At 72.7% G+C, this 12,313-nt stretch carries 11 protein-coding genes; 7 read left to right on the top strand and 4 right to left on the bottom strand.

Annotated features, from left to right (window positions below; translation table 11 throughout):
* Positions 1–26 precede the first annotated feature (26 nt).
* Together H7H31_RS12680 and H7H31_RS12675 are read right to left on the bottom strand one after the other, a co-directional pair.
* Positions 27–704, bottom strand: coding sequence for a pyridoxine/pyridoxamine 5'-phosphate oxidase (locus tag H7H31_RS12680; protein ID WP_372455931.1), 678 nt, complete (start codon positions 702–704; stop codon positions 27–29).
* Positions 705–743: 39 nt separating this feature from the next.
* Positions 744–1,625 (bottom strand): hypothetical protein, encoded by an 882-nt coding sequence (locus tag H7H31_RS12675; RefSeq protein WP_187061643.1) that lies wholly within the window; start codon positions 1,623–1,625, stop codon positions 744–746.
* 741 nt (positions 1,626–2,366) lie between these two features.
* On the opposite strand from H7H31_RS12675, the gene H7H31_RS12670 reads away from it, so the two are divergent.
* On the top strand, positions 2,367–3,584 hold the full coding sequence (locus H7H31_RS12670; RefSeq protein WP_187061642.1) for a S8 family peptidase: 1,218 nt from the start codon (positions 2,367–2,369) through the stop codon (positions 3,582–3,584).
* A 768-nt stretch (positions 3,585–4,352) separates the two neighbouring features.
* Here H7H31_RS12670 and H7H31_RS12665 read toward each other — a convergent pair.
* Positions 4,353–5,000 carry a TetR family transcriptional regulator gene (locus H7H31_RS12665; protein ID WP_187061641.1) on the bottom strand — a complete coding sequence of 216 codons (648 nt, stop codon included), beginning with the start codon at positions 4,998–5,000 and terminating at the stop codon, positions 4,353–4,355.
* Positions 5,001–5,423: 423 nt separating this feature from the next.
* On the opposite strand from H7H31_RS12665, the gene H7H31_RS12660 reads away from it, so the two are divergent.
* The 5 genes from H7H31_RS12660 (at position 5,424) to H7H31_RS12640 (ending at position 10,585) form a co-directional block, all read left to right on the top strand.
* A complete protein-coding gene (locus tag H7H31_RS12660; protein WP_187061640.1) occupies positions 5,424–6,239 on the top strand; it encodes a VOC family protein in 816 nt (271 codons plus the stop codon).
* Between the two features lie 137 nt (positions 6,240–6,376).
* The gene (locus H7H31_RS34580; RefSeq protein ID WP_308283785.1) at positions 6,377–6,808 is read left to right on the top strand and encodes a response regulator transcription factor; all 432 of its coding nucleotides are present in this window, start codon (positions 6,377–6,379) and stop codon (positions 6,806–6,808) included.
* A gap of 1,090 nt (positions 6,809–7,898) precedes the next feature.
* Complete coding sequence (locus tag H7H31_RS12650) at positions 7,899–8,867, top strand: L-tyrosine/L-tryptophan isonitrile synthase family protein (RefSeq protein WP_197995956.1); 969 nt, start codon at positions 7,899–7,901, stop codon at positions 8,865–8,867.
* Positions 8,864–9,688: a TauD/TfdA dioxygenase family protein gene (locus H7H31_RS12645; protein WP_197995955.1), complete on the top strand. Its 825-nt coding sequence runs from the start codon at positions 8,864–8,866 to the stop codon at positions 9,686–9,688. Before H7H31_RS12650 ends, H7H31_RS12645 begins: the two co-directional genes overlap by 4 nt.
* A 99-nt stretch (positions 9,689–9,787) precedes the next feature.
* On the top strand, positions 9,788–10,585 hold the full coding sequence (locus tag H7H31_RS12640) for a class I SAM-dependent methyltransferase (protein ID WP_187061639.1): 798 nt from the start codon (positions 9,788–9,790) through the stop codon (positions 10,583–10,585).
* A 157-nt stretch (positions 10,586–10,742) separates the two neighbouring features.
* On the opposite strand, the gene H7H31_RS12635 is transcribed toward H7H31_RS12640, so the two are convergent.
* Positions 10,743–11,216, bottom strand: a complete 474-nt coding sequence (locus H7H31_RS12635) for a MarR family winged helix-turn-helix transcriptional regulator (RefSeq protein WP_176163594.1) — start codon at positions 11,214–11,216, stop codon at positions 10,743–10,745.
* Positions 11,217–11,440: 224 nt separating this feature from the next.
* Between H7H31_RS12635 and H7H31_RS12630 the strand changes: the two genes are divergently transcribed.
* Entirely contained in the window at positions 11,441–12,112 is a 672-nt protein-coding gene (locus H7H31_RS12630; protein WP_187062943.1) for a hypothetical protein, read from the top strand.
* Positions 12,113–12,313 lie beyond the last annotated feature (201 nt).

The raw sequence follows: 12,313 nt of genomic DNA, 5'->3' as shown, positions 1-12,313 counted from the left end.
CCCGGCGGCCGGAGCCCCCGCGCCCGTCAGGGCCAGAGTAGCTCGCGGGTCCAGCCGTCGTCGGTCGCGCGGTAGCGCAGCCGTACGTGCCGGCGGTGTTCGTCGCCCTGGAAGAACTCGACCTCCTCCGGGTCCAGGACGTACAGCGTCCAGGTCGGGGCCGGGGCGTCCGGCTCGCGCTGGGCGCGCTCCCAGGCGGCGGCCGATGCCCGGTCCAACTCCTCGTAGGCGTCGAGCACCTCGCTCTGCCGGCCGACCAGCGCCGCGGCGAGGGCGCCCGGGGAACGCCGGCGCAGGTCGGCGGCGCTCTCCTCGGGCCCGGCCGTCACCACGCGGCCGGCCACCCGCACCTGGCGCCCCACCTCGGGCCAGTAGAAGGCGAGCGCCGCGTACGGTCTGGCGGCCAGGTCGCGGCCCTTGCGGCTGGTGCGGTGGGAGGCGAAGTGCCAGCCGTGCTCGTCCGCGTCGTGCAGCATCACCACCCGCACGGAGGGCCGGCCCTCGTCGTCGGCCGTCGCCAGCGTCATGGTGTGCGGCTCCCGCGCCCCGGCGTCGGCCGCCTCGCGCAGCCAGCGCTGGAACAGGGGGAGCGGCTCGGCTGGCGCCGCCTCCGGGTCGAAGTGCGGTAGCCGGTCCTCCCAGACCCGCAGGGTCCTCAGCAGTTCGCGGAAGGCCCGCTGGTCCTCGTCGCTCATCGGGGTCATCACCCCTCCATACTCGCCGCCGCGCGGCCTCCGCGCCGGCTACTCGCCGGGCGGCTCGTCCGGGAGGGGCCCGGAACCGCTGGCCACCGGGCAGCCGCCCTCCGGGTGCGCGACCGGCCGCGCGCCCGGCCCCGGGCGGGCCGCGGCTATGTACGTGCGGGCCAGGGCGACGACCACCGCGGCGTACGGCGTCTCGCGTCGGGCCGCGCTGAAGTGCGCGGGGCTGCCCGGGCCGTCGGCGCGGTAGACGCGCACGGCCTGGTCGGTGGTCTCCACCCGGCGCACGTCCCGCCAGGGCGTGGCGCTGCCGTCCAGGAACAGGGTGTCGGCGGAGAGGGTGAACCGCCCGTAGCCGACCGTGCCGCCGCGCCCCAGGCGGTGCTCCGTGCGCGGCAGTTCGTCGGCCGTCGCCACCTCGGCTATGCGCACGGCGGCCTCACCGCTCACCGCGTACACCACCTGTCCGGCCCGGTCCCGGACCTCGGCCCACTCGACGGCCTCGCCCGGCCCGCCGTGCGGCGCGTACGCGCTCTCGCGGAAGGAGCTGACCCGCGCCTCGGACCAGGGGAGCGCGCGCACCTCCGCGCCGTGCGTGAGCACGAAGCCGTGCTCGAAGCAGTGGAAGACCACGGGCGGCGGCCCCTTGAGCTCCTGCCAGACCCTGGTGCCGATCGGCACCACCACGCTGAGCACCACCAGCCCGACGCCGACGAACCGACCGACCGTGCCCATGTCCCGGTCGGATGCCACGCTCGCGGCGGTCACGATCGCGCCCAGCAGGAACATGAGGATGCTCAGGGTGCAGCCGAGGCAGGCCACCCCGTCGCGCTCCGTCTTCGCGCTCCCGACGAAGCGGCCGAAGTCGCGCCGGTCCGCCATGACCCGTACGTCGCCTTCGGGTAACTCCTTCGCCAGCTTCATGCTCGCCCCCGTCCCGCACCTCGGCTACCGGTTGTGATGCCGCGAGTACAGCAACATGTATAGCGCGCCCCACTGACAACTGCGGCCCGCACGCCAAAAGCCCTGGCAGGAGGCGCCCGCCCGGACCGAAGGCCCGTCGCTGGCACGGCCGTTGGCCCGGTCACCGCCCCGGCCGGCTCGCACGTCCGACGACCGGTCGGACGGTAAGTGCCGCCACACGGGGCCCTGTTGGCGCCGCGCGGTCGCACCGCCGCGCGCCCCGCGTACGCCGTGCCCTGACCGCCCACCCGTCGCGCCGCGACGCGGTCGGCTCCGCGAAAACCTCCCCGCCGCACCCGTCGCCCGCGCCGCGAAAGTGTCCGCCGGATTCATCGGCGTCACCGAATGCGCACATCTTCCGCCGACACGCGAAAGCCATGTGAATGCCGTCACCATGAAGTGCCGTACGACGAGGCGGAATTGGTCCGTACTTGGTGCCGAGAGTGGCGTCGAAAGATCAACGAACGGGGCCAAAGGGGACCTGACGTTAAGATCATCCGGCGGCAATTCCCGGGCTATGTCCACATTTTGGGGCATTCGCTATTGCCGAGTCCTGGCGACTGTGTAACAGGGTGATCTGGTTATTGAAATGACCATGGAGAACCGGGCAGAGTCTTTGCAGGCGCAGTGGAAATCATCCCGCTGCCAAGCGTGATTGCAACAAATTCCCCCCACAGCACGCACGCGAAGGGTCAACTCTTCATGGCATCTCACAAGCGCATGAGCAACCGTCGTCTCACCCTGGCGATAGGCGCCGCAGCGGCGGTCGCCGCCGGGGCGTTCGTGGCCGTACCGGCCGGCGCCACCGACGCGCCCGCCGAGGGCACGGTCTACGGCGCGAACGCCAAGGGCGCCGTCGACGGCAGCTACATCGTCATGCTCAAGGGCGGCAAGAGCGTCAAGGCCGCCGACTCGGGCAAGGACCTGGCCAAGGAGTACGGCGGCCAGCTCTCGCGCAGCTACGACTCGGCCATCAACGGCTTCTCGGCCAAGGGCCTGAGCGAGACCGAGGCCAAGCGCCTCGCCGCCGACCCGGCCGTGGCCAAGGTCGTCCAGAACAAGACCTTCAAGGCCACCGGAACCCAGGACAACCCGCCGTCGTGGGGCCTGGACCGCATCGACCAGACCGACACGCAGGGCGACTCCACGTACACCTACCCGGACAGCGCTGGTGAGGGCGTCACCGCGTACGTCATCGACACCGGCGTGCGGGTCACGCACAAGGACTTCGAGGGCCGGGCCACGCACGGCTTCGACGCCGTGGACGGCGACGACTCGGCGGACGACGGCAACGGGCACGGCACGCACGTCGCCGGCACCATCGCCGGCGCGGACCACGGCGTGGCCAAGAAGGCCAAGATCGTGGCCGTGCGGGTGCTGGACGACCAGGGCTCGGGCACCACCGAGCAGGTCGTCGCGGGCATCGACTGGGTGACCGAGAACCACCAGGGCCCGTCCGTGGCCAACATGAGCCTGGGCGGCGGCGCCGACGAGGCGCTGGACGCGGCGGTGCAGAAGGCCATCGCCTCCGGCGTGACCTTCGGTGTCGCGGCCGGCAACGAGTCGACCGACGCCGGCCAGGGCTCGCCCGCGCGGGTCCCCGAGGCCATCACGGTCGCCTCCAGCACCGACGCCGACGAGCAGTCGAGCTTCTCCAACTACGGCGACATCGTCGACATCTACGCCCCGGGTTCGGACATCACCTCCGCCTGGAACACCGGCGACGACGCCACCAACACCATCTCGGGCACCTCGATGGCCACCCCGCACGTCGTGGGCGCGGCGGCCGTCTACCTGGGCGCCCACCAGGACGCCACGCCGGACGCGGTGGCGAAGGCGCTGACCGACGGCGCGACCCCGGACAAGATCAGCAACCCGGGTCAGGGCACGCCGAACAAGCTGCTCAAGGTGGTCGAGTAAGCCGCTGAGACGCATCCCCCACGACCGCTGCCGCGCGGCGCGCGCCAGGTCGGGCCGGCCCTGGGCCGAGACGACCACCGGGCGAGCCGGATGGCGGACACGGGGAGCGACGACCGCGGTTGACCGCTTCGGATGAGACCGGGTCGGGCGTGGTGGCCGTCATGATGACGGACCGCCGCGTCCGGCCCGGATTTCCGTGCTGTATAGGTCCCTTGGTACACCGGACGCGTGCGGGCTTGCGCGGGCTTGCGGGCGGCGGCTTTTCCGTCGCGAATAGCGCGCCCTTCTCCGCCCGCGTGCGCCCCCCGAATTCGCGCCGGGGGTTGTCTTCCGTTGCCACCTATCGCGCCGGTGGAATGCCGAATGAGCGGGCGGAGAAGCAAGCTTGGGCTTATGGTCGGCGGCCGGTCGCATTCATGGTGGGGGCGTGGGGCGGCGGTGAGTCGCGCGATGCCGGCCGCGCTGTGACGCCGTTGGAGCGTTCCGCGCCGGGGCGGAGCAGGGAATGACGCGGGCTGGAAAAGCGGGCATGCCTGTCGCCGCATGAACCGCGTGCGTACGTCGCGTCGGGAGCGGCGCGCTAGGAGAGCGGGCCGAGTGCGGCGGGCGGCGGGCGGCGGCTGCCGGTCGGGGCGACGCGGGGGTGCGCTCGGAGCGCGCGGGGCGCGCGCGGTGGCGCGCTGTGGGGGAGGGGCGGCGCCCTCGGTGGGTGGGCGTCCGTGAGCTGGGCTTGGGGCCCGGGAGGGGCCGGGGTGGGCCGCTGGGGCGCTACTTGGACGGCTTGCGGCCCGTGACGCCCAGGTGGACCAGGAGTGCCAGGTTGGTCTTCAGTTCGGCCTGCTTGACGCCCGAACTCTGGAAGCCCTTCTGGTGTGCGGCCACGGCGGCGAGCATCGCCACGAGGGACCCGGCCACGGCCGCGGGGCTCACGTCCTTGTCCACCTTGCCCTTGGTCTGGAGCTCCTTGACGGAGTCGGCCAGGGAGCTGGTGACGGCGTTGATGAGCTTCATGCGGATCTTGTAGAACCGCTTGTCGCCCTCGGCGGCGCCCAGGTCCACGACCCGCAGGATGGCATCGTTTTTGCGCCAGAAGGAGAGGAAGCCATCCACAAGCTCCTCGGCCGACTGCCAGCCCGACTTCCCCGCCCAGGAGCGGCCCGCCACGAGATCCGTGAGGCCGGCGCCCTCCTGCGCCGTCTCCTCGGCGATCTCGAGGACGGCGCCCTCGACGTCGGGAAAGTACTGGTAGAACGTCGCGGGTGAGGTTCCTGCCTTGCGCGCGACATCGATGACCTTGACGTCTCTGTACGGCGAGGAACTGAGCATCTCGCTGAGGCAGTCGAGCAGCTTCTGCCGCGTCGCCTGTCCGCGGCGCCCGGCCACTCGGCCGTCAACCGTGCGAACTTGTCCTGTCATGCCGTCAGCTTACCGAGGGGTGATCAGAGCGCGATCCGGCTGCCTGCAAATGGGGTGCGGCCCGATCGAGTCGGGGAAAGGCCAGTTCAGAGCGGGTGGGGCGGCGGCGGGGCGGTCGGTGAGTGGCCCATCTACCGAGCGCTGTGGGTTCGGCCGGACGGATGATTCCTGTTATCAACAGCCTGTGGATAACATCGGTGGATAACTCGTGCCCGGCTCGTGGAGACGGTGTGTGCGACCCTCCTTCGCCCACTGTTCCCCTTCCGTACGCACGGAGCCCGGGAGCCGCTCGCCTCCCCGTCGTAGAGGAGTCTCCTTCACCGGTCCGCGTCGCGGGGCGGGCGGGATGGGCGCTGCGCCGTTAGCGTGGCCGATAAGGCACTTGCCGAGTGTCGATCACTCTGTACGGGAGGACACCGAGCCATGGCCGTATTCCCGGAAGGTGTGCCCTGCTGGGTGGATGTGGCGCTGCCCGACGTCGCGGCGGGCAAGCGTTTCTACGGTGAGCTGCTCGGCTGGACCTTCGGGCCCGCCGCGCCCGACTACGGCTCGTACACGCAGGCGTTCCACGGCGGCAGGAACGTCGCCGCCCTGGTGGCCAAGCCCGACGGGCGGATGCCCACCGCGTGGAACGTCTACCTGGCCACCGCCGACGTCTTCGGGACGGCGGTCAGGGCCCGCGCCGCGGGCGGCACGGTCATCATGGACCCGGTGCGGGTGGGCGACTTCGGCACGATGGCGGTGATCGCCGACCCCGGCGGCGCGGTCTTCAACCTGTGGCAGGCCGGCAGCCACGCGGGCTTCGAGGAGCAGGGGCAGCCCGGCTCGTACGGCTGGGCGGAGGTCTACACCCGCGCGCCGGAGCGCGTCGACGCCTTCTACGAGGACGTGTTCGGCCTGCGCGCCGAGGTGGACGACGAGGCGGGGCGGCCCGACTTCGTGCGCTGGGTCCCACGGGGCCGGCCGGCGGGGGCGCGACACGCGGTGAGTGGCCGGGGGCTGATCAGCAGCGGCTATCCGGAGGAGATGCCGGCCCACTTCCTGACCTACTTCGTGGTCGAGGACTGCGACGCCGCGGTGGCCGCCACCGGGCGGCTCGGCGGCCGGGTCGCCATCGACCCGGTGACCACGCCGCACGGTCGCTCGGCGGTGGTGGTCGACAACCAGGGCGCGAGCTTCGCCGTCATCGACACCAGGACCCGCGGCGACGCCCCCCACCCGGAGGGCCCGCCCGCCTGAACCCACACCTCCGCATCCGGGCCCGGGACTCGGAGCCTCCCGGGGCGGGTCCACGGGGGCGGGTGGCGCCTCGCAACGGGGCGGTGGCAGCGGGCAACAGGGCGGGCGCACTACTCATCCTGAACTACGCCACTTTGATGAGGTATCTCCCCTCAAAGGGTGGGCATGGCGGGTGGCTTGGGTCACTCATCACTCGCTGGCCCGCCTCGGTGGGAGGAACCTCTGTTCTCATGGGGGTACGAGTAGTTGACCCGGTTTGGTTAGGTCTTAGGGGAGGCCACGTGCACTCACGGGGGCAATCGATCGGCACGGGTGAATGGGGACGGCACGGGAGGCCGGGACACTCGACTCCCGACTTCTCACTGTTGACCAAGCGAGAGGTGGAGGTCCTGTTGCTACTGGCCGACGGGGAATCCAATCGTTCGCTTGCTCGCCAGCTCAACATCGCCGAACGCACGGTGCGGGCCCATGTGACCAGCCTGATGCGCAAGCTGGGGGCTCGCTCACGCGTCGAGGCGGCGTTAATGGTCTACAACCACCGTAATGCGCTGACGGCGGAAGCGGCATAGCTCGTTTGGATCATGCCTGGTTGGGCATAGCCGATGCGGCATAGCCACAACGGCTATGCCGCAAGAGGCAATAGCGGTGATCTCGAATTGGCGTACACAGTAGGTGTGGCAGAGCGACCTGCCGCCCGGGCCTGGCCCGGCGGCCACCCCCCACGTCGGTCACGAGCCGATGGCGGGAACGCGGTGGCGGTGCATGCGTCTTGACGCGGCGACCGGTCGCGCAGGGGGAATCCGGGGAGGGAGAGCCGAATGCGCGCTCTGACGCATCGAATGGCTATCGGCGGGGTTTCGTTCGCGGCTTTCGTGGCCGTTTACTGAACTCGATCGGATGCGCCGACGTCCCGTGGGCGGCGGCGGCCCGACGCGGCGGGGCCGGCCCGCCCGACGGGCCCGCGTCGCACCGGTCGCCGGTCGCGCGCGGTGGCGCGGTCCGGTCCGGCGGCCCGACGCCGAGCGCGCCGCGTGACCGCGCGCCAGGGCGGAGTCGGGCTCGCCGCGCGGCGCGACGCGCCACCGACGGGGGGTGTGGCGCTGAGACGGGCTCCCGTGACGCGGGTCGGCGGTGATCTCGGGCGCGGTGGGGCCGATCGACCGTTCGGTACTGACATCGATGCCGAGTACGGGTATCGGTCGCGGCGACCGGCGGCGCGCCACCGTGCGGGAGCCGTCGCGGCTCGCCGTGGCGCGGTGCCGTACGCGTTCGGTCCGCACGCCGCGCCCGCCCGAGCGGCGTGGCCCACGGCCGCCGCCGTGCCGCCACGGCGCCGCCCTGTCCGGCCGGTCACCCATGCCCATGTTTCATGCCGTCACGCGCGGGGCGGCAGCGGCCGTTCTCCACGCGTTCGCTCGCGAAGTCCCGTACCTGGTCAGTTCTTTTACCGTTCGCACCAGCCCACGATCCGCGATTCCCGGGTCTGCTCATTCTCTTTGGGCGCCCCGGGGCTTTCGGCTTCGAGCAACAAGGTCCGCGACCCCGGGGTCGGCGCCGCTACGCGCGTCGGGTCCCGGGCGCCGGGCAGGCACATCGGTCTCGTACGAGGCCGGATGTTTCACCTCCATTTACCCCTTTATAAGTAGGCAGGAGAGTGCGGTGACGCAGGTCAAGCAGCAGGCGGCCAGCACCGAGATCCTCAACCACGTCTTCCGTTTCCGGCGGTTGATAGCCGGCCCCGACGGGGGCTGCGCGGAAAAGCCGTGCGAGGCGTGCCGCGCCCCGCACGAGAAGAAGGTGCAGAAGTTCCTCGACGCGGGGGAACCTCTGCACTTCGTCATTCCGGCCTTCCCCGCCAAGTCGCCCAACGGGCAGAAGACGTTGGGCGCGCTGCCCGACATGGGGGAGCGCCTGGCCCTGGAATTCCTCCAGTCCTTCTGTGACCACCTGTCGCATTACCACGCGCCGGGCGCCCGGGTCACGATCTGCTCCGACGGCCACGTCTTCGCCGACGTCGTCGGGGTCACCGACGAGGACGCCACCAGCTACCGGTCCGAGCTGGAGGCGATGGTGCGCTCCTTCAACGGCTCGTCGATCGGCTTCTACGCGCTGGCCGACGCGTACGACAGCACCGATTACGACGTCATACGCGACGAACTCATGGCCAAGTACGCCGAGTCGCTGGAGAGCCTCAAGCACCGGGCCACGCAGGACGAGCAGGTGCGCGGGATGTTCAACGGCATACACCGCTTCATGTTCGAGGACCGGCTCGCGGTGAGCGAGGGCAAGAGCCGCTCCAAGATCCGCGAGGAGGCCAAGCCGATCGCGTGGGAGGTCATCCGGCGCTCCAACGCCTGGAGCCGCCTGGTCGCCGAGACGTACCCGGACGCGCTGCGCCTGTCGATCCACCCGCAGCCGGTGCACTCCGAGAAGATCGGCTTCCACCTGGTCCGCACCCGGGACCGCTGGCTGACCCCGTGGCACGGGGTGGCCCTGGAGACCGGGGACGGGATGTTCCTGACGAAGCGCGCCCACGCCGAGGAGCTCAAGGCGTCGCTGGTGTGGCGCGGCGACCGGCCCAGCCACTTCGTCGCGCCCCACCTCACCCTCCAGGAGGTCATGTCGTGAGCGTGGCGCCACCCCACGGTTCCCCCCACGCGGCCGTCCGCATCGAGCGCTCGTTCCTCAAGCCCTTCGGCGCGCTGATCGAGGCGACCGGCGACGCGGACGTCAACGCCCTGTCGCCCGCCCTGCTCGCGCGCTGGGTCGGCGAGTTCCGGGTGGTCGTGCTGCGCGGCTTCGCCGGCCTGTCCAAGGAGGAGTTCGCCGACAGCGCCCGCCGCTGGGGGCCGCTGTTGACCTGGGACTTCGGCGAGGTGCTCGACCTGGTGGTGCAGGAGCGCCCGAAGAACTACCTCTTCACCACCGGCTGCGTGCCCTACCACTGGGACGGCGCGTTCGCCGAGCAGACGCCGGCGTACATGTTCTTCCAGTGCCTGCGGGCGCCGCTGGCCGACGCGGGCGGCGAGACCACCTTCGTCGACACCACCCGCCTCCTGGACGCCGCCGAACCGGAGCGCCGGGCGCAGTGGGAACGGGTGTGGATCACCTACACCGTCGAGAAGCGCGGCCACTTCGGCGGCAGCTTCACCACGCCGCTGGTCTCCCCGCACCCGATCACCGGGCGCGCGACGCTGCGGTACGCGGAGCCGCTGCCGGCCGAGGAGTACGAGAACCCGCTCACCCTCGACATCGAGGGCATCCCGGCCGCCGACCACGACGAGTTCCTGGCCGACCTGCACGCACGGCTCTACCGCGGCGACGCGGGCTACACGCACACCTGGCAGGACGGCGACTTCCTGCTGATCGACAACCACGCGGTGCTGCACCGCAGGGAGTCCTTCCACCAGGAGTCGCCGCGCCGGTTGCAGCGCGTCCAGATCCTCTGACCGCCCGTCGCGGGCGCCCCGCCGCCGTGGCGCCCGCCCGCCCCGTACCGCCGCAAGGTCCCGTACCGCCGCGAGGTCCCGTACCGCTGGAAGGTCCCGATGTCCGTCACCACTGATTACGCGTTCGACAACCAGGCCGCGCAGGCGCCGTCCCGGCTGGGGGCGCTGGAGGCCGCGTACGACCCGATCACCATCGCCCGCGTCGCCGAGCTGGACCTTCCGGCGGGCGCCCGCTGCTGGGAGGTGGGCGCGGGCGGCGGCTCCATCGCCCACCACCTGGCCGACCTGGTGCGGCCCGGCGGCGGCAGCGTGCTGGCCACCGACATCGAGCCGGGGCTGACCGCCCCGGCGGCGGGGTTGGAGACGCGCCAGCACGACGTGCGCGGGCCGCTGCCGTCCGCCGACCGCTACGACCTGATCCACGCCCGCCTCGTGCTCGGGCACCTACCCGAACGGCGGGAGATCCTGGCCACCCTGGTCGAGGCGCTCGCGCCGGGCGGCTGGCTGCTGATCGAGGAGTTCGACGCGACCTCGCTCCAGCGCCCGCTGACCGTGCCGAGCGCGGCGGACGCCGAGGTCATCGACCGGGTCGTGGACCTCACCCAGCGATCCCTGGTGGCCAGCGGCGCCGACCCGGCCTGGGGCAACGCGGTGCACGCCGCGCTGGCCGGCGTCGGACTCACCGACGTGCACACCCGGGTGCACGCCGAGAGCTGGTCGGGCGGCAGCGCCGGCGCCCGGCTGATGGCCCACAACACCGTGCAACTGCGCGACCGGCTGCTGGCCGCCGGCGCGACGGAGGCCGAACTCGACCGGATGGGCGAGCTGTTGGCCGACCCGGCCGTGGCCGTCACCTCGTGGCCGCTGGTCTCCACCCGCGGCCGGCGCGCCGCCTGACCCGCACCCGCCAGCACGGTGTCCCGCACTACCCGGGCGGGCCCGACCCACCGGTCGGGCCCGCCCGCCGTCGTCCGGGGGCGCGGCGGTGGGCGGGCGCGCGGCGGTGGGCGCGCGGCGGTGGCCGGGGCGCCACGGTGCGCTTGAGGGCGAAGGGTTACGGGGTGGGCGCCAGGGGCGGCGGGGGCTGGATGGGCGGCGACTCGTTGTGCCGAGCCCGCCAGCCGTTGGCCAGGACCTGCCGCAGGCCCCCCGCGAGGGCGGCGCGCTGCTCCTCCGACAGGCCGGCGAGCAGCGGCTCCTCCGCCGCCCGCACCACCCCGTCGAGCTCGCCGAGCAGGTCCCGGCCACGGGCGGTGACCCGCAGCTCGGCGGTGCGGCCCCGGCCGGCCGGCGACTCGCGGGCCACCGCGCCCGCCTTCTCCAACTGCCGCACCGTGGCCTGCATGCTCTGCGCGGTGACCCCGGCCCGGCGGGCGAGCGCGCTGTAGGACAGGCCGGGCTCGCGCGAGAGGTGGCCGAGCGCGCTCACGTGCCGCAGCGAGAGCCCGCGCGCCCCCAGCGCGCTGTCGATCTCCTCGCGCATCAGCCGCCCCGCGGTGAGCAGCAGCATGCCCGTGCGCGGCGTCATCGGTACCGGCCCCGACGCCGGTGGCGTGCGCGGATGCTCGACCGGGCTCTGCCTCACGTACTCCCGCCCTCCGCCGCCCGTGCCGGGCGGCCACTCGTCGGCCGGCCTCCAGGAGGGGGCGGCCCGTCATCGGTCAGCGGCGCGAATGCTAGCCTCGATACGAGTTTAAGGCTGACTGAAACAAGGGGTTGGCGCCGCGTCGGGCGCCGCCGGGAGGGCGTGCCATGACCAAGCTCCTGCTCAGCATCCACGTGCTGGTGGCCGTGATGTTCATCGGCCCCGTCACGGTGGCGGCCAGCCTGTTCCCCCGCTTCGCCCGGCAGGCCCTGCTGCCCGCCGGCGCCCCGGGCGCGGCGTCGGCGGCCGAGGACGCCGCCGGCCAGGCCGGCGCCGCGCGCGGGACCGCCGCCGGCGAGGTGGCCGCGGCCAGCGAGGGCGGCCGGGAGGCGGCGGTGGCGGCCAGGACCGCCGAGAGCCCGGCCGGGGACGCCGAGTCGACGGGGACGACCGGGGTCGCGAGCGCCGCCGAGACGGTGCGCTCCATCGCCTCGGTGATGCTGCTGCACCGCATCAGCCGGGTCTACGCGGTGCTCAGCGTCGCCGTGCCGGCCTTCGGACTGCTCACCGCGCAGCAGATGGGTGTGATGGGAGACACCTGGCTGATCGCCTCGATGGTGTTGACCGTCGTCGCCGCGATCCTGCTGGGCATCGCCGTACTCGGTTACCAGGACGCCGTCGTGACCCTGCTCGAGGACGAGGAGCGCGACACGGGCGCGATGCGCGCCATGGCCGCCCGGCTGCCCAAGCTGGGCATGGTGACCGGCCTGTTCTCGCTGACCTGGGCCGTCGTCGTGGTCCTCATGGTCGTCCGGCCCGGCTCCACGACCGGCGCCTGACCCACCCGAACCCCCGGCCCGCCGCTTCCATCCCCCGCGGAACCCGGCGGGCCGGGCCTTTTTCCCCCGGCCGCACCCCGACGCCCCGGGCCGCGCCCCGGCCCGTACCCCAGGCCGCGCCCCGGCGCCTTTCCCGCACCGACCGCCGCCCCGGCCCGCCGCCCCTCGCTCCGCGTGAGCGCCCGCGGGCACAGGGTGCGC

Origin of the sequence: Streptomyces buecherae (assembly GCF_014295035.1) — a bacterium.
In the GTDB taxonomy this organism is placed as follows: domain Bacteria; phylum Actinomycetota; class Actinomycetes; order Streptomycetales; family Streptomycetaceae; genus Streptomyces; species Streptomyces youssoufiensis.
The sequence above is the reverse complement of the archived record's forward strand: the minus strand, read 5'-3'. Positions and strand labels throughout refer to the sequence as shown.